Below are 20,546 nucleotides of genomic sequence, written 5' to 3' on the forward strand. Positions count from 1 at the left end.
CGTTTTCTTCCTGCCTGGTGCGCGGACTAGTGTATCAATAACCCTACAAACTATCATCGGGAGCTTAGCTCCGGCGGTGGACCTCAGACCTCCCGGCTTTTGCCGGACGAAGGGAGTACGAAGCCGTTGGGCGGGCACCCACCTGCTTTGTCGTAGGCAGGTTATTTGACACTTTACGGCCAGGCGGGGCTTATTTCAAACATCCAGCGCCTTCAAACCAAAAACGGTTTGAAGGTGCTTTTTTATGCGACAAACTGGGTTTTTGGCATGCTTTTCCGACCGGCTGCAAATCGTGCAGATTTTGCTCGAATATGGTAAGATATACGCAAGGCAGGCGGCTGGACTGATACCTGCCCGAGAGGAGAACAAAATGAAACTGATTTCATGGAATGTAAACGGCCTTCGCGCCTGCATGAACAAAGGCTTCGCCGACTTTTTTAACGCAAGCGAAGCAGATATTTTCTGCATTCAGGAGACAAAGATGCACCCTGAACAGGCAGATATTTCTTTTGACGGATACCAATCTTTCTGGAACAGCGCCGAAAAGAAGGGCTATTCCGGAACCGCTGTTTTTACACGCATAGAGCCTCTTTCCGTCCGTTATGACCTCGGCCCTGCGGAGTTTTCCGGAGAAGGCCGCGTTATCACGCTGGAATTCAATTCGTTCTTTCTGGTGAACGTCTATACGCCAAACTCCCAGAGAGAGCTGACACGCCTGCAATACCGTATGTCGTGGGACGATGCGTTCCGCGAATATGTAACTGCTTTGGACCATCGCAAGCCTGTGGTGATTTGCGGCGACATGAACGTCGCCCGCAGCGAAATTGACCTGAAAAACCCGAAGCAAAACGTAGGGAACGCCGGCTTTACCAACGAAGAACAGCAGAAAATCGAGCAGCTTCTGGATACCGGATTTGTCGACACCTTTCGCCTTCTCTATCCCGAAAAGACAGGTGCCTACACGTGGTGGTCCTACCTTTTTCATGCGCGTGCCCATAACGCCGGATGGCGCATCGACTATTTTCTCGTCTCCAACCGCCTTTCAGAGCACGTGCAGGACAGCCTGATTTTTTCCGACATCACCGGCAGCGATCACTGCCCCGTCGGACTGATTCTTGCGTAAATCCGAAAATAAAATTTCAACAGCTGGGTAGAACTACCCAGCTGTTTTGCATTAAAATGTATCAAAATTTTCACGAAAACATTACATAATTTGACAAGTTGACGCCCCTATGTTAACATGTTAGTATAAAATCATCTCGGATAACCCGCTCCGGCAGATTGCCTGCGGTGTGAATTGTCTCAGTATGATTCCATCTACTTTATAAGGAAACTCTGCAAAAGTTTCCACCAATTTTGCAGTATGTAAATGGGTTTCGGGAAAAGCGCTCACGCCGACCCGAAAGCAACATGAAGGAGGCAGGTTCTTTATGCGGGATGCCAAACTGAATGATGAGGTTTACCGCCGATTGAACAATGAAATCATGAATCTCACCCTGGAGCCGGGGCTCACGGTCAGTGTGCAGAAGCTGGCAAGCGCCTTTGGAGTCAGCCGCACTCCGGTTCGTGAAGCGGTCATCCGTCTGCAGAAAAAAGGGTTGGTTGACATTTACCCTCAGTCTGGAACCGTTATTTCACGCATTAGTCTTGAGCGCATCGCACAGGAGCGCTTTCTGCGCAGATCGCTGGAGCTGAGTGCCGTGGAACCGTTTCTGCAAAACTGCAACAGCGAAGTCCTGTCGCGCATGGAAGATCTGATTTCCGCCCTGCGCAACACCCGCGCCGATGATTACCGGAGCGCTTTTGCCGTTGACAACGAATTTCACCGGCTGATTTTTGAAACAGCCGGTCAGTTACTCAGCTGGGAGACAATCTGCGACGTGGTTTCTCACTACAACCGCTTCCGCATTCTTTCCACACGCTTGGAAGGAATCAGTCAAAACATTGTAGTGGAACATGAAGCAATTCTGCAGGCGGCACAAAAGCACGACAAAGATGCCATGTGCGACGCATTGGAGCATCATCTCGGGAAAGTCAAGCAGGAAACGGAACAGCTTCTGAAACTTTACCCAGATTACTTTGTTACGGAAGAAAATCTTGCCGATAATAACCGTACACTGGTGCGGATACCGCAGCGCTCAGTCAGTTTTGGCATATAATCTTGCTGGAGCATCTTTTGGAGGAAAACGATATGGCAAACGATACATTCTCAGCCGGAAAGTTTCGCCTCCCGGCAATTATTTGTGACGGAATGGTTCTTCAACGCGATTCCAACGCTGTGGTTTGGGGTTGGGATAAACCCGGCCAGAGTGTTCAGGTGCATTTCCGCGGTCATCTTTTCAGCGGGAAGGCAGATTCGCACGGTAAATGGTTCGTCTCGCTCGGAAAACAGGAAGCAGGCGGACCGTTCCCCATGAAAATTGAGGGAAGCGAAACGGTCTCATTTTCAGATGTTTACATAGGCGATGTCTGGCTCTGCTCCGGGCAGTCCAATATGGAGTTGCCGGTTTCCCGCGTGTGCCGCACATACCCCGAGGTCGCTCACGCAGAGAATCCCTACATTCGTGAATTTCATGTCCCCATCAATTTTGCGTACAATGGCCCCTGCGAAGATACCCTTCCATCGGAATGGAAACCTCTCAACCCGGAAAACGTGATGTCTTTTTCGGCAATTGGTCTTTTCTTCGCAGAGCGTCTATTTGAGGACTACCATGTACCGGTCGGCATCATCGCCATGGCCGTCGGCGGTGCCCATGTGGAAGCATGGATGAGCCGCAAGGCCCTCGCCGATCGTCCTGCAAAGCTCCGTCTTGCCGACCTGTTCCAGGATGATTCTTTCCGTGAAGGCCTGATCCAAAGCGAACTTGAGCGGGAACAAAACTGGCAGCAGGCGCTCGATGCAGCCGATCCCGGTCTACAGGAGCCGAATACGTGGTATTCGGAAACCTTCGACGATTCCGAGTGGCCCACGTTTGAACTGCCTCGGTATCTTTCGGACGGCGGACTTCCGGAGAAGAACGGTTCCTTCTGGTTCCGCAAGACGGTAGAAATTCCCGAAGAACTCGACGGAAAGCCCGCGGAACTTCTGCTCGGCCGCATCGTGGACGCAGACACGGCCTATGTGAACGGAATCAACGTAGGCACAACGGGGTACCAGTACCCGCCGCGCGTGTACAGCGTTCCGGAAGGTGTGCTGAAGGCCGGCAAAAACACGATTGCCGTGCGCCTTGTCAGTTTCCGCAACAAGGCCGGTTTTATCACCGAAAAGCCCTATGAGCTTCGCGTCGGCGGCCACACCTTCTCCCTTGCGGGAACATGGAAATGCCATATCGGAAAACTCAGCGAAATGCTACCGGAAAATGTTTTTTTGCATCAGATTCCCACTGGTTTGTTCAACGCCATGTTGTCGCCGATTTCTCCCTGCAGAGTGAAGGGGGTACTGTGGTATCAGGGCGAGTCGAACACCGGGAACCCGGCTCCCTATGCCGAACTGTTCCGGCGGATGATTGCCTACTGGCGTGAAACGCTCGGCGACCCCGAACTGCCGTTCCTTTTCGTCCAGCTTCCAAACTATCTTGAGCGCGAAAACCCGAGCGCCAAAAACAGGTGGGCGGAACTCCGCGAAGCGCAAGCTGATGCGCTATCCGTGCCGAATACCGCCATGGCGGTTGCCATTGACGTCGGCGAATGGAACGATCTGCACCCTGTTTTCAAGCGCCCCGTAGCGGAACGGCTGGAGCTTGCCGCCCGCAAGGTCGCTTACGGTGAAAAAGACCTTGTTGCTTCCGGGCCGATTTTTGATTACATGGAATTCAATGGAAAGGCCGTTGTTCTTCATTTCAAAGAAATCGGTTCCGGACTTGTCTCCAGTGACGGAGAACCTCTCCGCGGCTTTGAGATGTCCGGTCCCGGCGGCGTCTATTTCCCGGCGCAGGCCCACATCGAAAACAACACGGTCGTGCTGACCTGTCCCCAAATTAACGTGCCTGTGAACGTGCGCTACGCTTGGTGCGACAGTCCCGAAAAACTGAATTTCTATAACCGGGAAGGCCTTCCGGCCGCACCGTTCCGCACGGAACGCGAATAAAAACAGAAAATTCTGGAGGTCTATGTATTGAACATCGCAGAAATGTATTCTTCTCTTCCGCAATATCGCTGCTGGCTAAACTACGAACAGTTCCATGATACTGCCGACACAAGTCTTGAGCCTTACTGCCGCACGATTTTCGTGCCGAGTGGCTTTAAAGTTCTGCAATCCGCGGCTGCAGAGCTTTCTGCCGCCGTAAAAGGTGCATTTCGCTTTTCTCCGCGCATTACCGAGCGGGATGACGGCGCCTGCGGCATTGTACTTGCCGTTGACGAGGATTCCTTCCCCGACGGTTGCGATGCCTTCCGCATCTCCCGCTCCGTCGACGAGACCCGCATCTACATCACCGGCGCCAATGAAAATTCCGTGCTTTACGGCGCGTTTGAGTTTATTTTTGCGCTCGGATGCGGCAAATCCGCCGATAAAATCGAGATGCTCAGTCATACGCCAAACCGCATCCGCATCATGCAGCAATGGGACAACGCATCCGGAGATATTGAACGCGGCTACGCCGGCAATTCCATTTTTTATAAAGACGGCAAAATCACTTCAGACTTTTCGCGAATCCGCGATTATGCCCGCCTGCTCGCTTCTGTGGGCATCAACTACATTTCGCTCAACAACGTAAACGTACACGAGACGGAAACAAAATTCATCACTCCGGAATATCTTCCGCAGATTGCTGCCATCGCTTCCGTGTTTTCCGAATACGGCATTCGCGTGATGCTGAGCATAAATTTCGCCGCGCCGATTGCGGTGGGCGGCCTTTCTACCGCCGACCCGCTGGAAGAGAGCGTGCAGAACTGGTGGCGTGAAACGGCAGACACTATTTGGTCGTATATTCCCGATTTCGGCGGTTTCGTCGTAAAAGCGGATTCCGAAGGCCGTCCGGGCCCCTACACCTACGGCCGCAACCACGTCGACGGTGCCAATATGCTGGCGGACGCAGTTGCGCCGCACGGCGGTATTGTACTCTGGCGCTGCTTTGTCTACAACTGCCGCATGGACTGGCGCGACCGCACCCGCGACCGCGCTCGCGCAGCTTATGACAACTTTATGCCGCTTGACGGAAAATTCCGCTCGAATGTGGTTTTGCAGATTAAAAACGGGCCAATGGACTTCCAGATTCGGGAGCCGGTCACGCCGTTGTTCGGCGGACTGGAAAAGACCAACCAGATGATTGAGTTTCAGGTGACGCAGGAATACACCGGCCACCAAATTGATCTCTGCTACCTTGTCCCGATGTGGAAAGAAGCGCTTGATTTCGATACCTTCGCCCGTGGGAAAGGCTCCCGCGTTTCCGACATTGTCTCCGGCAAATTGTTTGGCAGCCCCCTCGGCGGTGCTGCGGGCGTTTCCAACATCGGCGACAGCCCCGCATGGACAGGAAATCCGCTCGCGCAGGCGAACCTATTCGGGTTCGGGCGCCTTGCCTGGGATCCCGCACGCACTTCGGAAGAGATCGCCCGAAGCTGGGCGGTTTTAACGTTCGGTCGGGACAGCAAGGTGGTTGAAACCGTTACCTCCATGCTCCTGCGCTCCCGCGACGTCTATGAGCATTACACCTGCCCGCTTGGCATCGGTTGGTTTGTAAACCCGCAGGTGCACTACGGCCCGAGTGTTGATGGCTACGAATATTCATGCTGGGGCACTTACCATTACGCAGACCTGCACGGCATCGGCGTCGACCGCACCGCTGCTACCGGCACCGGCTACGCGGCTCAGTACCGTCAGCCGAACGCCGAGATGTATGAACACTTGGAAACCTGCCCGGAAGAACTTCTGCTGTTCTTCCACCATGTCCCGTATTCCTACCGGTTGAAATCCGGCCAGACTCTGCTTCAGTATATCTATGACTCGCATTTCCGCGGAGCCGATGAGGCGGAGGAACTGAAAAAGGATTGGGAATCCCTTCGCGGCCGCATTGACCCGCAAATCTTCGATGAAGTGGAAAAACGGCTTACCCTGCAGGTTCAGGACGCCATCGAATGGCGCGATGTCGTGAACACCTATTTCTACCGCAAAACCGGTATTCCCGATGAAAAAGGCCGGAAGATTTACCCGTAAAATATCAGATGCCGGCAGGCTTCCCAATGAAGCCTGCCGGTTTTTTCTTGCCGCTTGAAGTTTCGATTCCAAAAATTTCGTTTGAAAAATGGTTACAATTTTGTTACTATTGGATCATCCTCCGAAAGCCGCCCTTGATAAGAACGCGGCTTTACAGGAAACGAATACAGAAACACTCGGACGCCCGGCAGGAGGCCGGCTGTCTAATTACGAAAGCAAGTAGGAGGAGTGAATCCTATGAAAAGAACAAAACTTCTGGCAGTTCTTGCTGCCATCGTCATGCTCGCAAGCGCACCGACGGCTCTTGCTTCGGCAATCACCGCTTGGACCGGAACCGTGCGCGTCAGCACCTCGCTGAATGTCCGCACTGCCGGAAACGATGGTGCGCCCATCATCGGAAAGCTCTACAACGGAGCGAAGGTCACGATTCTGGATACAGTCAACGGCTGGTACAAGATTTCCTACAACGGCAGAACCGCATGGATCTCCGGAAAATACGTCGTCACCGCTTCCAAGGCACAGACGGTCGTAGCTGCCGCAAAGAGTCAGCTCGGCGTAGCCTATCAGTACGGAGGGGCTACCCCCTACAAGGCGCTTGACTGCTCCGGCCTGACCATGTATGCCTACGGCCAAGCGGGCATCACCCTGCCGCACAACGCTGCCATGCAGTCCACCAAGGGCTGGGCGGTCAGCAAATCCGCGCTGCAGCCGGGCGACCTTGTCTTTTTTGCCACGGACAGTACGGGGAAGATTACGCACTGCGGCATCTACATCGGCAACGGCCAGTTCATCTCGGCACAGTCCGGTGCAGGCGTTGTGAAGGAAGCAAGCCTGAGCAACAGCTACTGGTCCCGCACTTACGTAACCGCAAGACGAATCATCGGCTAAGAACATAGCCAAAAGCGCCCGACATTAGTCGGGCGCTTCTTTTCTTCAAGATAAACGCTGGGATCCCTCGGCCGCAGTTTTGCTGTGGCAAGGGATCCCCGTTTTGCCGTCTTTTAACTCTGAATATTCGGTGCGCCGGCTAGCGGATGATAACCGCCTGTTTTCCCAGCTCGCGGTATCTTTTCTCAAAGAGGGACATGGAGTACGTTACCTTCCCCTTCCAAGGGTCGTTCAGCATAACGGTACCCTTGGTTGAGTTATATCCCACCAGTACCGTACAATGTTCGTTCTCCATAAATTGCATTTTTTCACCGGTGTCCTTTGCCGTCCAAACGGCACCGACTTTGGGTTTAACCATTCCAATCGTCACCCAGCACATGACCGGGACGTTCTGAGAAACATACCAGTACAGTGTTTCCGGGTCACTGCCGGTAAGAAGCTGCGCGCGATATTGGCTCCCGGCACGAGAAAGATAGCTGTCCGCCGTCTTTACAATAACGGGGGCATAGCAGCCAAGACCAGATTTTGAATACGGATTACCGATAAAAAAGTTATTGAGGCTGCACATGGAATTCGTCTTTGGCAGATAGTTGTCAACAATATCGCACTTGTCTGCGGAAAACCCGAGATAATTCAGAACGATGGCCAGCGCCGTCGCCTCACAGCCCGTAGGAAGTTCCGGCTTTTGCAGGATGTTCTTCATTTCGATATAATATTTTCCGTCCGGGGCATCGTGATGCGTAGTAATCGCCTTCGGCTCCGATGATACTGGGGTACTTTCTTCCTTATTGGAAACGACTGTGGAAGATTTTGCTTTTGTTCTAGTTTTTGTTATGGGTTTCGATGAGGTAGAAGAATTTATTTTATAGTTAAAATTAGCGGATTGTATTGCGTTGTCCTTTGTCTTCAGCGCGAAAGCCACACTCACGGTCCCCATGACGGTCAACACGGTAAAGAGCACCGCAAGTTCTTTATTGCCTTTCAACGCTGTTTATGCGCCTCCTTTGTTTCGTTGTTTTGCCGCTTTTGTGTTATGATGTTAGTGTCCAAAAATTACCTTTCTGTTTCACTTGAATGAGAATTTGATGGGAATTTCTCCGTTTCTTTTATTTTACAAACTTATATGTACCGTTAGAAGGGAAGGTATCCTTGCCATGAAAAACGCAACAACCATAAGACTGGCCTCGGAAAAGGATGCGGAAGAGCTTCTGCAAATCTATGCACCCTATGTCACCGATACGGCAATTACATTTGAGTATGAGGTGCCTTCTGTTGTGGAATTCGCGGAAAGAATACGCAATACCCTCAAAAAATACCCTTATCTTGTGCTGCAAGAAAACGGCCGCATCGCAGGCTATACGTATGCCTCGCCGTTCCATCCACGGGCCGCCTACGGCTGGGCGGTGGAAACCTCCATCTATCTTCGGCGGGACTGCCGCGGCCGCGGTCTCGGGAAAAAGCTGTACTTAGCCCTTGAGGACACCCTCAAACGGCAGAACATTCTCAACCTAAACGCCTGTATCGCCTACACTGCCGTACCCGACGAACACCTTGACAATACCAGCACCGCGTTCCACGAACATCTGGGGTATTCGAGAGTCGCCCGCTTTACCCAGTGCGGCTATAAATTCGGAACATGGTACGACATGATTTGGATGGAAAAGCTGATTGGGGAACATACAACACCGCCCGCTCCGGTTATTCCCATAACGGAAATCGAAGTGCCGGAGCTGCTGCTGCCGTAAGAACTTCCGAGCAAAAAACGTCGCCGGCTTTGGTCTCCCTGCCGGCGGCGTTTTCTTACGCAATATAGAGAATCGGCATTTTCAGTTTGCTTTCAATCTGCTCCCGCAAAAACGCTTCCGCTTCCGCGCGGACTTCATTACGGTAGCAGTATTTTCCCCTGCCGCGCCCTGTCATCAGCGAACGGTCAAAGATGTTCGGCGCATTTGGGAACGCTTCGGTGTTGATGGCATTCTGCACGAAGCTGTATGTCATCAGGATGATTTCTAGAAATCCGCTTCGCTTGATTTCGTCGCAAAGGCTGTCGGCAAGCGTTTCAATCAGCTCCGCGTACATCTCCTTCCAGCCCTCGAGAAGAATCACGGGCGCAATCAGAAGCCCCACCGGATAACCGGCCTGCGCCATCTCGTTGGCGGCACGGATGCGCGCCTCCAGCGGAGAGGTCCCAATCTCCACCCTCCGGATGATTTCGGGCGGATTCACACTCATGCGAAAAATCGTCTTGCCCCTGTGGTCAAGGTTCAGCAGCGGCTTCACCATGTCGAACTTCGTGGGAAATGTGATTTTTCCGCGCCCTTCCGCGGCGAAGCGTTCAATCGTCCAAGGCAGGTTCCCCGTGACTACGTTTTCGAGTACTAGGTCGCTGTTGCTGCCGATTTCAAAGGTCTGCGGCCTCGGCGCGGCGGCAGCCGTTTTCAGGAGTTTCTCCATCATCTGCTCGCGGTTGACGAACAGGCGCAGGTAAGAGCATTTATTGTAATTGCACACAAGATAGCAGTAAAGGCACATCGCTCGGCATCCCGACGACGTATACGGTACAAGCCAATCGGAAACCTTGTGGTTCTCCACATACTTGTGCGTTTTGCGGATTCCGAGAACAAGGTGCTGTTTGAGTTTGCCGAACTCCCTGTTTTCCGATGAACTCAATTCCGGAATTCGGTTGTGGGATTCAATCGGAATCCATGGCAAATCCTCGTACTTTTTCCGCAGTTCTTTTCCCAGCGGGTAATCGAGCGCTTGCGGTTCATAATAGACCGCGTCAAAATGAAGTTCCATATTCAGCCTCCCGCTTCTATTCTGCCCGCTGTGATTCGCAAACAAAAGTGCTGAAATAAATTTTCCTGCGTACTTTCCACAGATTCTGCGTAATCTGTGGAAAAGTCGGCCGCTCGTGCACAAAAAACAGCCTTGAACCGAAGCTCAAGGCTGCTTTCTTTTTTTGTGAGATTTTCAGTGTTCATTCGCTGACCCATAGACCGTGCCGGCTGCAACCGAAGTAGAACCTTCCTCCGTACAGCTTCGGGAAGCGCACCTCTCCGCCCTGCTCCGGGTAAAGGCGCACAAGGAGCATGCGGTCGCACGCGACATACGCCACAAAGTTGATGTAATGGTCTTTTTCCATCGCATGGGAAAAGGTGACGTAATAATCGTCCTCTACCGTTTCCACCTTCAAACGGTGTTCGGCGTCACTCGGCTTGGGAACGAGTGGAGCCAGCTTTCTGCCGCAGCAGGAAATCTCCGCGTTGCCTGTTGCCGTCAGGATATTTCCGCAGCTGGGGCACACATAAAACTTCAATCTTTTCATATTTCCTCCGTCCACGCGGTTGGGGCTCAGGTCCCCCTCCAGTATCTTCTCAATATTGACATTCAGCGCCTCAGAAAGCTCGTGAAGCAGCGAAACGTCCGGGCACCCGAGGCCGCGCTCCCATTTTGAAATTGTCCTGTCGCTGATGTTCAGACGGTCCGCAAGCTGCTTCTGGGTAAGCCCTTGCTCTTTTCTCAGCCTGCAAATCAGCTCTCCTACTTTTGCGCAATCCATGCCGCTCCCTCCTACCGATTCAGTATAGCGCCCGTCGCCGATCAACACAACAAACGCTCCGTAGAGTTATGCATATTTGCCATAATTTTATGCATTTGTTTTCCTTCAGTGCCACCATAGACATTAAAAAATGAAATCGTGGGTGATATGTTATTCATTATGCTGATTTCAGGGCGTTTTAGCCTATGATAAAATAAGGATACCGAAACGATGAAACAATATTTGCAGAGAGGATGAGCAAAATGGAGAAAAAAGAGAAGAATACATTTTCAAGGTGCGCAGACTGCAAAAACTGTGCTTTGTGTACGGCAATGATTCCGCTGTTCTCCGCGCTCCCCGAAGATGTGCGCCAAGGGCTCACCGAACGTTCCGTTCTGACAACCCGCGCGAAGGGAAGCTTTTTGTTCCGGGTGGGCGAAACAGTGGACTCCGTTTTGATTGTGCGCAAAGGAAGAATCAAGCTCTGCAAATATGATGCGGAAGGAAACGAATATATTCTCGATATTCTCCACGACGGCGACGCCATCTGGGAAAATCTTTTTCTGGAAAGCGCTGTATTTCCGTATTCCGCCGTATGCCTGACGAAGGTTGAGCTGTGCGAAATCCGGAAAAGCGACTTCATCCGGATTATCGCCGAGCAACCAAGCATTGCACTGAACCTGATTTCTCTGCTTTCGATGCGCCTGAGAGACGCAAACGAAAAAGCTCTTCTCCTCTCCATTCAGGATCCGAAGGTGCGCCTCGCCGGATTCCTTCTCGACCGAGACATCCGCTGTGTGGGGCCGGAAATCCGGCTGAAGCTCGAAGACATCGCCGCAAGCATCGGCCTAAGGCCGGAGACGGTGAGCAGAAACCTGAGCAAATTTGAAAAAGAACACCTCATCACCCGGCTCGGCCAAGGCAAAATCATGGTCACGGACCGGAACGGCCTGAAAAAAGTTTACAACGCCGGGCAGAAAATTTGATTATAATCAAGGAACAGTACTCCGTTCGGTAGTATGCTAACAGTACCGAAAGGAGGAATCCGAATGATTCGCGGAGCAATACATTCCACGGAATCCTTTGGCTCGGTAGACGGGCCGGGGATACGTTTCATTATTTTTCTAAAGGGCTGCAGAATGCGCTGCCGCTACTGCCATAATGCAGACACATGGGATCCTCGCTCAGAGGATATGCGCACGGCGGACGAGCTGCTGGACCAGGCGGAACGCTACCGCAGCTACTGGGGCAAAGAGGGCGGAATCACCGTCAGCGGAGGCGAACCGCTTCTGCAGATTGATTTTCTGCTCGACCTGTTCCGCAAAGCTAAGGAACGCGGCATCAGCACGGTTCTTGATACCGCCGGACAGCCTTTTACCAAAGAAGAGCCGTTTTTCTCAAAATTTCAGGAACTGATGCAGTACACCGATCTGCTCCTGATGGACATCAAGCAGATTGATCCGGAAGAACACCGCCGGCTTACCGGCTGGTCAAACGAGAACATCCTTGAAATGTTCCGCTGGCTTTCCGACCATCAGAAGCCGATTTGGATTCGTTATGTCCTTGTCCCCGGCCTCACGGACGGTGACGCACGCCTGCAGAGAACGCGGGACTTCATCGCAACGCTGAAGAACGTGAAGAAAATCGAGGTTCTTCCCTACCACTCCATGGGGGCGTACAAATGGAAGGAGCTCGGCCTTTCCTACACGCTGGAGGATGTGAAGTCCCCCTCAGCCGAAAGCGTCGATCGAGCCGCGCGGATTCTCCGCGGCGAGCTTAATCTGAAAAATCCGCAGGAAAAACAGAAAAATCCCTCTACTTTTTGATTATAGTCAAAGAGTTAAAAGGGAAAATACGTTAAAATTTTCACATAAAAAGATTCTAGAAGGAGTAATGTCATGAAACAGGAATGGAGAGGATTCAAAGGCTCCCATTGGACGGACGACGTCAACGTGAGAGACTTTATCCAGAATAACTACACCCCGTATGACGGGGACCAGAGCTTTCTCGCCGGCCCGACCGAAGCGACCGATAAGCTTTGGGGCAAGGTTCAGGAACTTCAAAAGGAAGAGCGCGCAAAGAACGGCGTTCTGGATATGGAGACACGCGTTGTCTCCGGAATTACGGCCTACAAAGCCGCTTATATCGACAAGGACCTCGAGAAAATCGTCGGCCTGCAGACCGACAAGCCGCTGAAAAGAGCCTTCATGCCGTTCGGCGGAATCCGGATGGCGGAGGAAGCCTGCACAACTTACGGCTATACCCCCGACCCCGAACTGCACAAGATTTTCACCGAATATCACAAAACCCACAATCAGGCTGTTTTTGACGCCTATACCCCGGAAATGAAACTGGCGCGTCACAGCAAGATTATCACCGGTCTTCCGGATACTTACGGCCGCGGACGCATTGTCGGCGACTACCGCCGCGTTGCCCTTTACGGCATTGATTACCTGATTGAAAAGAAAAAGGAAGACTTCGACAACTGCGGCTGCGGCATCATGACGGACGATGTCATCCGCCAGAGAGAAGAGCTCGCAGACCAGATTCGCGCGCTGGGACAGATGAAGGAAATGGCTGCGGATTACGGTTTTGATATTTCCAAGCCTGCATCCAATGCCAAAGAAGCTGTCCAGTGGCTGTATTTCGGCTACCTCGCGGCAATCAAGAGTCAGAACGGCGCCGCAATGAGCGTCGGCCGCGTTTCCACGTTCCTTGATATCTACATAGAACGTGACCTGAAGGAAGGCACCTTGACCGAAACCGAGGCTCAGGAGCTGATTGACCAGTTCGTTCTGAAGCTCCGCATGGTTAAGTTTGCCCGTATTCCTTCCTACAACCAACTGTTCTCCGGAGACCCGGTCTGGGCAACTCTCGAAGTAGCAGGCCTCGGCATGGACGGCCGCCACATGGTGACGAAGAACGACTACCGCTTCCTGCACACGCTCGAAAACATGGGCCCTGCGCCGGAACCGAACCTCACCGTTCTGTATTCTTCCCGCCTGCCGGAAACTTTCAAGAAATACGCGGCCTATATTTCCGTAAAGACCAGCTCCATCCAGTATGAAAACGACGACGTCATGCGTCCGATCTGGGGCGACGACTACAGCATCTGCTGCTGCGTTTCCGCAACCCAGACCGGCAAGGAAATGCAGTTCTTCGGCGCCCGCGCAAACCTTGCAAAGTGCCTGCTCTACGCCATCAACGGCGGCGTCGACGAAAAGAACGGCATGCAGGTAGGCCCTGCCTACAAGCCCATCACCTCCGAAGTGCTTGACTACGACGAGGTCATCGCCAAGTACGACGCCATGATGGATTGGCTCGCAGGGCTCTATGTCAACACGCTGAATCTCATTCAGTACATGCACGACAAGTACTACTACGAAGCAGCGGAAATGGCGCTCATTGACACCGACGTGAGAAGAACCTTCGCAACCGGTATTGCAGGTTTCTCGCATGTAGTCGATTCGCTTTCCGCTATCAAATACGCAAAGGTAACGCCTGTACGCAATGAAAACGGCATCGCTGTCGACTTCAAGATTGAGGGCGACTTCCCGCGCTACGGCAACGATGACGACCGTGCGGACGAAATTGCCGTGTGGCTCCTCAAGACCTTCATGAAGAAGCTCCGCAAGTTCCACACGTACCGCAATTCCGAACCCACCACGTCCATCCTCACCATTACGTCCAACGTCGTGTACGGCAAGAACACCGGCGCGCTTCCGGACGGAAGAAAGGCTTGGACTCCTCTGTCACCGGGCGCGAACCCGTCCTACGGCGCAGAAAAGAACGGCCTGCTGGCATCGCTCAACTCGGTCGCCAAGCTGCCCTATGAGTATGCACTCGACGGTATTTCCAACACACAGACCATCAACCCGGGTGCTCTCGGCCACACCGAAGAGGAGCAAAGCGAAAACCTCGTTCATGTTCTCGACGGTTACTTTGACCGCGGAGCACATCACCTGAACGTCAACGTGTTCGGCATCGAAAAGCTTAAGGACGCTATGGAACACCCCGAAAAACCGGAATACGCAAACTTTACGATTCGTGTTTCCGGCTACGCGGTGAAGTTCATCGACCTGACGAGAGAGCAGCAGCTCGACGTTATCTCCAGAACCTGCCACGCACAGCTGTAATCCAAACAAAAGAACCTTTAGGCGCAGTTTCCAACGAATCTGCGCCTTTTTTTTGCGTTTCCTCAAGTCATTTATTTCATTTTTTCCCGAATAGTGGCTTTTCTGTTTCGGCTGTGACAGAATATTCGGTACTAATAAATCCAAGATAGTAAGGGGAGATTCGCATGTCCATCTGCGCTGTCAATGCTCCGAGCAAGGTCTGAATCGGACGGGACTGCATGGAGCGGATGAAACACGTCCGTTCGACTTTGCACTTTCAACCATATAAGATTGATTGAAAGAGGAGCAAAGTCATGTTTCAAAACATTAAAACATTTGTCAGCGAACTTCACACCTTTCTGCTCTTATGGATTACCCAATCGTTCTCGCAGCTTGGCAGTTCAATGACCAATTTCGCTTTGGTCATCTGGTCATACCAGCAGCAGGGTTCCGCGCTCAGCACCTCGCTTCTGACCGTTTGTTCCTATGCACCGTATGTGTTGCTGAGCATCTTTGCCGGCGCCTTAACCGACCGGTGGGGCAAACGCATTACGATGCTGGTTAGCGACTGTCTTGCGGCGCTGTGTACCGTTTCGGTGCTGGTGCTGCTGATGACGGGCAACCTTCAAATTTGGCATCTGTATGTCGTCAACACCCTGAACGGGTTGATGAACACGGTTCAGCAGCCGGCCTCCGATGTAGCAATCAGCCTGTTGACTCCGCAAAAGTATTACCAGAAGGTCAGCGGGCTGCGCTCGCTTTCCAACTCGCTCGTAACCATATTGACGCCTGTGTTTGCGACGGCACTGCTTTCGTTTACCAGCCTTCAGGCCGTCATTCTGTTCGACCTGACGACGTTTGCCGTTGCTTTTGTTTCGCTGCTGGTCTTTATCCGGATTCCGCCTGTTGTCAAAAAGGGGGAAACGGAACGGGAAACGGTGCTTCAATCTGCCAAAAGCGGCCTGCGCTACCTGAAAAGCAACCGCGGTATTCTCGACCTGATTCTGCTTTTGGCCGCCATTAACTTCACTGCTTCCATGTTTGAAGCCGCGCTGCCTGCAATGGTTCTTTCCCGCCCCGAAGGAGGCACGGTCGCCTTGGGCATGGTCAACACGGCAACCGGCGTGTCGACATTAGTGGGAAGTATTCTGGCAACCGCATTTCCCAAGCCGAAAAGCCGCGTCCGGGTAATTCTGAACTCTCTGCTGTTTTCCATGAGTACGGAGAATTTTTTCTTAGCCGTCAGCAGAAGTGCGCCGCTCTGGTGTCTCGGCACTGTGCTTGGTTGGCTTTTCATTCCGCTGATGGGAACCAACATGGATGTTCTGTTCCGCAGTAAAATCCCGAACAGTCATCCGTTGCGCAAATATGTTTTTCTTGGGTGCGGTTGCTTTGTCGGCGCAATCGCAAGGTATCTTCTCAAAGGAATGGAGATACCTGGTTATCGCGAAAATATTCCCCTCATCACGCTGTTGATTAATATTTCGGGCGCTTTTCTCATGGGATTTCTCCTCACCCTCTTCGGTGAGCTTCGGAATTTTGACACCGACCTCCGCCTTGGTCTCACGACGGGTCTTCTCGGCGCCTACACCACTTTCTCCACCATGTGCAAGGAAACTTCAAGCCTTTTATTTGGCGGCGAATATTTTTCCGCCCTCTCCTACCTCACCGTGAGCACCGTTCTCGGCCTCGGAGCCGTCTCTTTCGGCACGGTTCTGGCCCGGGAACTTGCCGCACGGCTTCTTCAGAAACAGCAGAAAATGATTCCGGTTGAAGCGGAGGAGGAAGCGCATTGAACTTTCTTCTTGTCGGATTCGGCGGAATTCTTGGAGGGTTCTGCCGGTTTCAGCTTGGAAAAGTAGTTTCTCGAAAATCGCACTCGTCGTTTCCGTTGGGCACCCTTCTCATCAACATTTCCGGCGCGTTTCTGCTCGGGCTTCTCTCCAGCCATCCCGTGAACAACCGCGTTTACCTGCTGCTCGGAGATGGTTTTCTCGGAGCCTACACCACGTTTTCCACGTTCATGTACGAAGGCTTCCATCTTTTTGAGGAAAACAAAAAACTCAATGCGTTTGTCTATGTCCTCGGCTCGCTTGTCATCGGCGTAGTCGGATTTGTAGGAGGTTTCGCATTGCCTCTGTAACTTTGCGCATGGTATAATGTTGAAAGGTATATTCCTTTCTAAGGATAATCTTTAGCGGTGGTGTGACGATGAAAGCCGGACGCAACAAAACAATTGATATTACCGTGGAAGACGGCAGACAATATCTGGACAGATGCCTGAGAATTTCTCAGGACGTTACCGTCAGCGACATCACGGATAAAACAATCCTCGGGGATTCTTTCGAGGTGCTGTCTCATTTTCCGAAGCAGTTTGTGGACCTGCTGATTGTCGACCCGCCGTATAATATTGATAAGGATTTTCACGGAAACAAGTTCAAAAAGACAACCGACGAAGACTACGCGGCATTTACGGAAAAGTGGATTCAGGCGGTTCTCCCGACGCTCAAGGAGACTGCCTCCATTTACGTCTGCTGCGATTGGAAGTCCTCGCCGGTGATCGGATTGACCTTGAAAAAATACTTCCATATCCAGAACCGCATCACATGGCAGCGCGAAAAAGGCCGCGGCGCGCTGAACAACTGGAAAAACGGCATGGAAGACATCTGGTTCGCGACCATGTCGCGCTCCTATGTTTTCAACGTAGAAGATGTGAAGATGCGGCGCAGGGTAATCGCGCCGTACCGCGTAGACGGCAAGCCGAAGGATTGGGAAGAAACAGAAGAAGGCAATTTCCGAAATACATATCCGTCAAACTTCTGGGATGACATTTCCATTCCTTACTGGTCCATGCCGGAAAATACGGCACATCCGACGCAAAAGCCGGAGAAATTGCTGGCGAAGCTGATTTTAGCCAGCTCAAACCCCGGCGATATCGTGCTGGATCCGTTCCTCGGCTCCGGAAGCACGTCGGTGACGGCAAAAAAACTAAAGCGGCATTACGTCGGCATTGAGCAGAACGAACAATACTGTGTCTGGGCGGAAAAGCGGCTTGAAATGGCGGAAACAGACTCCTCGATTCAGGGCTATGCTGACGGTGTATTCTGGGAGAGAAACACAAGCGGACTTCAAAAGAAAAAGAAGAAATGACGTCGTTTTCTCTCATTGAGGAGGAGTAAGGTGTATAACAAGTCGAAAATCGACCGGCTCATTTCGTTCATCACGGAACGAAACGGCATCGGCGACAAGGAATTGCTTGCCGACGCTGTTCAGCGGGAGTTCGGGCTAGAACAAGACCGCAAATTGTATTATTGCGATGACTTCGCCCTCCGTTTCAGCAAATCCGAAAAGAAACGAATGAGCAATACGGTTTTGGCACTCTCGGCGCTGCAAAAATATGACGACAGGCCGGTAATCGTATGCATCGTTTCAAAAGCCACGAATTATCTGATGCTTGCGAATACGACGTTTTTGCAGAAGATAAGCCATTCTTCCCAGAACCTGCGGGTCGACAATATCCGAGGCAGCTTCAACGGCAGCGATATTCTGGAATTTGTAGACGGAATCGAGAATTCGCCCGAAAATTTTCCCGAATTATTCGCCATGCACAGTTCTTTTACCTTTCAAGAGAATCTGGAGCGCTTGGTGGAAGCGACAAACGGCATCGCCGGCAGAGCCAGAAAATTCGTAATCGGCGATTTGGAAAAGAAACGGATTGCGGAGGCTCCGGAACGCGCCAAAGCATTTCTAGAGTCCGCGGAATACCGGGATTTGCAGGAGGATTTGAACCGGCGCGTCGCTTCCGTACAAAAAGAAATCGCACTTGCCGCCGGTATCGACAACGTCAACATCCGCGGCCGCATCATTGAATATCTGATTACGGAGACTGACCCTTCCCTCAAAGACCAAATCATCAAGGCGCTCCAAGAGAATACTCCTCTCCCGCCCTTTCGGACGGAAGATAAACTCGGCGATTACAAAAAAATCTATCCGAATTTCCACACGGAAACCGATATAAAAACCAAAGTGCGTTTTTTGGACGGAAATCCGAAGGCCTATAACATTGATAAGTTGCTGGAATTCTTAGCAGCGGAGAAGTCGGTTTATCTAATTTATCTTCTCGGAATCAATCCCGACGGTTCCGTCACTGCCCGCCTGTGTTCTGTTTTTGATGCCCGCCTGCTCCGTGCGACGCATCTGATTCGTCACTGGTCCGGCAGAAACTCCCGCGGTGTCGCCCAATTTTACGGAACGGCATTGTCCGACATCCTTCAGGATAAAGAACCGCCTCGGCTGGATATGCAACAATCCAGAGAATACCTTGAGAAGCTAATGGAATCATAAAAACAGCCCCCAGAGCATCCTGTTCTGGGGGCATTTTATCGCTGTGGGAAGGTGAATACCGAGGCTGTACGGTTTTCAGATGATACGGAAAACTTCCTTGAAATTTACTGAGCCTTTTTGAACATCTTCAAAAGGCGCAGGTAGTGGTTCGATTCACGCAGAACGTGGTCGCCCAGCAGCGGAACAATAATCGACTTCACTTTGCAGCCAAGCAGTCCTCTTGTCCCTGCTGCGTTGAAATCCCGAATTCTCTTTGTCGCGTCCAAACTTCTATTTGTGACATCGTCCGCTGGCATGGTTTTGTCCATCGCCTGCAGAGCATCTTTTGTAAGCTGGTCAAATTCTTTGCCGAAATCGTTTGCCGCGTTGAAGAGTTCATTTTCGGTCGGGTCAAGAAGGCCGCGAATAAACTTGGAGTGTTCTGCCATGATTCGGTTCCAGAAGGATTCCTGTTTATATGCTTCCTTCTCCAGATTCATATCTTCCATGCATTGCAATTTCTGCAGCAGTGAGACATAGAGCTTCGCTTCCCGCATAATATGGTCGATTAACAACGGATAATTCAGGGTAAACATCCGGCAGGACAAAACATTCGAAAGGATTTTCGCCTTAAACTCAATCAGGGAATTCGTCAATTTGATTGCTTCATTATTCAGGTCCTTCACCTTTTCCACAATCCTTGAACCGGCTTTTCTGTCGTCGCCGCACAATCCGAACTCAGCTTGTGTCAGTCTGGTCGGAATGCGGACACCGGTATAGAAAGACGACAGCTTCTCGGCCTGGAGGGTATATGGGGTCACAACCTCACCGGATTGCAGCACCTTCTCGCTCACAATGCCGTTGGAGAGGGTAATTGCCTTCTCCAGCAACGAATCAAATGCTTTGCGGAATGAATCCGCTTTTCTGGTGTAGTTTGCGTCTCTGGGCGTAAAGGCGACCTCCAGGAAAAAGGAGTGCTCCTTCATGATTCTTCCAAAAAACAAATGCAGTGCAAGCGACTGCTTAACAAATTCGCTTGATGTCAATTCATCACACCTCGCTGATAAACTCAGGTAATCCATTATATGTAAAAGTAGCAGCGAAGTAGCCAAGCGAGAGGTGAAGGACGTTCTAACCACGGAAAGGCCTGCAATCGACAAAACACCCCTGATGCAGCATCACAGGACTGCATCAGGGGGTTTTGTAAGACTTTACGGGAAAATCCACGCTCCCGCATGGGGAGCGACATGCAGCGCAAGGGCGTGCATCTTGTCAGTCTCAAGATTTCAATCCACGCTCCCGCATGGGGAGCGACCCGACAAACCAGCTAGATATGCCCAGTTCAAAAGATCAGCTATCTCAATCAATAGTTTTTGTTGAGAATCAGAAACAGCACAACCATTGATCTTTTGATATTCTTGTTTCAGTTGTTCGATGGTGATAGGATACTTCATAATAATCACCCTCCATAAAAAAGCAGCATTAATGTAAAATTTTTTGGTTCATATTAAATAATAGCATGACT

General features: G+C 51.6%; 18 protein-coding genes and 1 other RNA gene. 14 read left to right on the top strand and 5 right to left on the bottom strand.

The annotated features are described in order from the left end of the window. Nucleotides 1-4 precede the first annotated feature (4 nt). From ssrS to NOG13_RS07425, 6 genes are all read left to right on the top strand, one after another. Nucleotides 5-194: non-coding RNA, 6S RNA (gene ssrS / locus NOG13_RS07400), on the top strand. A gap of 176 nt (nt 195-370) precedes the next feature. Further along, complete coding sequence (locus NOG13_RS07405; RefSeq protein WP_283109934.1) at nt 371-1,123, top strand: exodeoxyribonuclease III; 753 nt, start codon at nt 371-373, stop codon at nt 1,121-1,123. Nucleotides 1,124-1,430: 307 nt separating this feature from the next. Then, the gene (locus NOG13_RS07410) at nt 1,431-2,159 is read left to right on the top strand and encodes a GntR family transcriptional regulator (RefSeq protein ID WP_283109935.1); all 729 of its coding nucleotides are present in this window, start codon (nt 1,431-1,433) and stop codon (nt 2,157-2,159) included. Between the two features lie 32 nt (nt 2,160-2,191). Beyond that, nucleotides 2,192-4,087 carry a sialate O-acetylesterase gene (locus NOG13_RS07415; RefSeq protein WP_283109936.1) on the top strand — a complete coding sequence of 632 codons (1,896 nt, stop codon included), beginning with the start codon at nt 2,192-2,194 and terminating at the stop codon, nt 4,085-4,087. Nucleotides 4,088-4,114: 27 nt separating this feature from the next. Continuing rightward, entirely contained in the window at nt 4,115-6,154 is a 2,040-nt protein-coding gene (locus NOG13_RS07420; protein ID WP_346347650.1) for an alpha-glucuronidase family glycosyl hydrolase, read from the top strand. Between the two features lie 237 nt (nt 6,155-6,391). Further along, nucleotides 6,392-7,042 carry a C40 family peptidase gene (locus NOG13_RS07425; protein WP_283109937.1) on the top strand — a complete coding sequence of 217 codons (651 nt, stop codon included), beginning with the start codon at nt 6,392-6,394 and terminating at the stop codon, nt 7,040-7,042. A gap of 139 nt (nt 7,043-7,181) precedes the next feature. On the opposite strand, the gene NOG13_RS07430 is transcribed toward NOG13_RS07425, so the two are convergent. Beyond that, nucleotides 7,182-8,027 (bottom strand): C39 family peptidase, encoded by an 846-nt coding sequence (locus NOG13_RS07430; RefSeq protein ID WP_283109938.1) that lies wholly within the window; start codon nt 8,025-8,027, stop codon nt 7,182-7,184. Nucleotides 8,028-8,196: 169 nt separating this feature from the next. Here NOG13_RS07430 and NOG13_RS07435 point away from each other — a divergent pair, with 169 nt between their 5' ends. After that, a complete protein-coding gene (locus NOG13_RS07435; protein ID WP_283109939.1) occupies nt 8,197-8,787 on the top strand; it encodes a GNAT family N-acetyltransferase in 591 nt (196 codons plus the stop codon). Between the two features lie 55 nt (nt 8,788-8,842). On the opposite strand, the gene NOG13_RS07440 is transcribed toward NOG13_RS07435, so the two are convergent. Next, the gene (locus tag NOG13_RS07440; protein ID WP_283109940.1) at nt 8,843-9,841 is read right to left on the bottom strand and encodes an SPL family radical SAM protein; all 999 of its coding nucleotides are present in this window, start codon (nt 9,839-9,841) and stop codon (nt 8,843-8,845) included. Between the two features lie 181 nt (nt 9,842-10,022). Then, nucleotides 10,023-10,604 carry a helix-turn-helix domain-containing protein gene (locus tag NOG13_RS07445; protein ID WP_283109941.1) on the bottom strand — a complete coding sequence of 194 codons (582 nt, stop codon included), beginning with the start codon at nt 10,602-10,604 and terminating at the stop codon, nt 10,023-10,025. 242 nt (nt 10,605-10,846) lie between these two features. Between NOG13_RS07445 and NOG13_RS07450 the strand changes: the two genes are divergently transcribed. The 7 genes from NOG13_RS07450 to NOG13_RS07480 all read left to right on the top strand — a co-directional run bounded on the left by NOG13_RS07450 (nt 10,847) and on the right by NOG13_RS07480 (nt 19,042). Then, on the top strand, nt 10,847-11,569 hold the full coding sequence (locus tag NOG13_RS07450; RefSeq protein ID WP_283109942.1) for a Crp/Fnr family transcriptional regulator: 723 nt from the start codon (nt 10,847-10,849) through the stop codon (nt 11,567-11,569). A 63-nt stretch (nt 11,570-11,632) separates the two neighbouring features. Further along, nucleotides 11,633-12,409: a pyruvate formate-lyase-activating protein gene (pflA, locus tag NOG13_RS07455; protein WP_283109943.1), complete on the top strand. Its 777-nt coding sequence runs from the start codon at nt 11,633-11,635 to the stop codon at nt 12,407-12,409. Nucleotides 12,410-12,481: 72 nt separating this feature from the next. Next, the gene (gene pflB / locus NOG13_RS07460; protein WP_283109944.1) at nt 12,482-14,719 is read left to right on the top strand and encodes a formate C-acetyltransferase; all 2,238 of its coding nucleotides are present in this window, start codon (nt 12,482-12,484) and stop codon (nt 14,717-14,719) included. A 293-nt stretch (nt 14,720-15,012) separates the two neighbouring features. Then, nucleotides 15,013-16,494 (top strand): fluoride efflux transporter CrcB, encoded by a 1,482-nt coding sequence (gene crcB / locus NOG13_RS07465; protein WP_283109945.1) that lies wholly within the window; start codon nt 15,013-15,015, stop codon nt 16,492-16,494. Then, nucleotides 16,491-16,841, top strand: coding sequence for a fluoride efflux transporter CrcB (gene crcB, locus NOG13_RS07470; RefSeq protein WP_283109946.1), 351 nt, complete (start codon nt 16,491-16,493; stop codon nt 16,839-16,841). Before crcB (NOG13_RS07465) ends, crcB (NOG13_RS07470) begins: the two co-directional genes overlap by 4 nt. Before the next feature lie 68 nt (nt 16,842-16,909). Beyond that, nucleotides 16,910-17,848 carry a DNA-methyltransferase gene (locus NOG13_RS07475; protein ID WP_283109947.1) on the top strand — a complete coding sequence of 313 codons (939 nt, stop codon included), beginning with the start codon at nt 16,910-16,912 and terminating at the stop codon, nt 17,846-17,848. A gap of 30 nt (nt 17,849-17,878) precedes the next feature. Beyond that, nucleotides 17,879-19,042, top strand: coding sequence for a hypothetical protein (locus NOG13_RS07480; RefSeq protein ID WP_283109948.1), 1,164 nt, complete (start codon nt 17,879-17,881; stop codon nt 19,040-19,042). Between the two features lie 104 nt (nt 19,043-19,146). On the opposite strand, the gene NOG13_RS07485 is transcribed toward NOG13_RS07480, so the two are convergent. Together NOG13_RS07485 and NOG13_RS07490 are read right to left on the bottom strand one after the other, a co-directional pair. Then, the gene (locus tag NOG13_RS07485) at nt 19,147-20,103 is read right to left on the bottom strand and encodes a DUF2935 domain-containing protein (protein ID WP_283111175.1); all 957 of its coding nucleotides are present in this window, start codon (nt 20,101-20,103) and stop codon (nt 19,147-19,149) included. Nucleotides 20,104-20,307: 204 nt separating this feature from the next. Next, nucleotides 20,308-20,475 carry a hypothetical protein gene (locus NOG13_RS07490; RefSeq protein ID WP_283109949.1) on the bottom strand — a complete coding sequence of 56 codons (168 nt, stop codon included), beginning with the start codon at nt 20,473-20,475 and terminating at the stop codon, nt 20,308-20,310. Nucleotides 20,476-20,546: the final 71 nt, after the last annotated feature.

The sequence above is a fragment of the Thermocaproicibacter melissae genome (genome assembly GCF_024498295.1).
Taxonomy (GTDB): domain Bacteria; phylum Bacillota; class Clostridia; order Oscillospirales; family Acutalibacteraceae; genus Thermocaproicibacter; species Thermocaproicibacter melissae.

Excerpts from the sequence above, each read along its gene's own strand:
- NOG13_RS07405 (WP_283109934.1), top strand. The coding sequence starts at position 371 with ATGAAACTGATTTCATGGAATGTAAACGGCCTTCGCGCCTGCATGAAC.
- NOG13_RS07410 (WP_283109935.1), top strand. The coding sequence starts at position 1,431 with ATGCGGGATGCCAAACTGAATGATGAGGTTTACCGCCGATTGAACAAT.
- NOG13_RS07415 (WP_283109936.1), top strand. The coding sequence starts at position 2,192 with ATGGCAAACGATACATTCTCAGCCGGAAAGTTTCGCCTCCCGGCAATT.
- NOG13_RS07425 (WP_283109937.1), top strand. The coding sequence starts at position 6,392 with ATGAAAAGAACAAAACTTCTGGCAGTTCTTGCTGCCATCGTCATGCTC.
- NOG13_RS07435 (WP_283109939.1), top strand. The coding sequence starts at position 8,197 with ATGAAAAACGCAACAACCATAAGACTGGCCTCGGAAAAGGATGCGGAA.
- NOG13_RS07440 (WP_283109940.1), bottom strand. The coding sequence starts at position 9,841 with ATGGAACTTCATTTTGACGCGGTCTATTATGAACCGCAAGCGCTCGAT.
- NOG13_RS07445 (WP_283109941.1), bottom strand. The coding sequence starts at position 10,604 with ATGGATTGCGCAAAAGTAGGAGAGCTGATTTGCAGGCTGAGAAAAGAG.
- NOG13_RS07450 (WP_283109942.1), top strand. The coding sequence starts at position 10,847 with ATGGAGAAAAAAGAGAAGAATACATTTTCAAGGTGCGCAGACTGCAAA.
- pflA (WP_283109943.1), top strand. The coding sequence starts at position 11,633 with ATGATTCGCGGAGCAATACATTCCACGGAATCCTTTGGCTCGGTAGAC.
- pflB (WP_283109944.1), top strand. The coding sequence starts at position 12,482 with ATGAAACAGGAATGGAGAGGATTCAAAGGCTCCCATTGGACGGACGAC.
- crcB (WP_283109945.1), top strand. The coding sequence starts at position 15,013 with ATGTTTCAAAACATTAAAACATTTGTCAGCGAACTTCACACCTTTCTG.
- NOG13_RS07475 (WP_283109947.1), top strand. The coding sequence starts at position 16,910 with ATGAAAGCCGGACGCAACAAAACAATTGATATTACCGTGGAAGACGGC.
- NOG13_RS07485 (WP_283111175.1), bottom strand. The coding sequence starts at position 20,103 with ATGGATTACCTGAGTTTATCAGCGAGGTGTGATGAATTGACATCAAGC.
- NOG13_RS07490 (WP_283109949.1), bottom strand. The coding sequence starts at position 20,475 with ATGAAGTATCCTATCACCATCGAACAACTGAAACAAGAATATCAAAAG.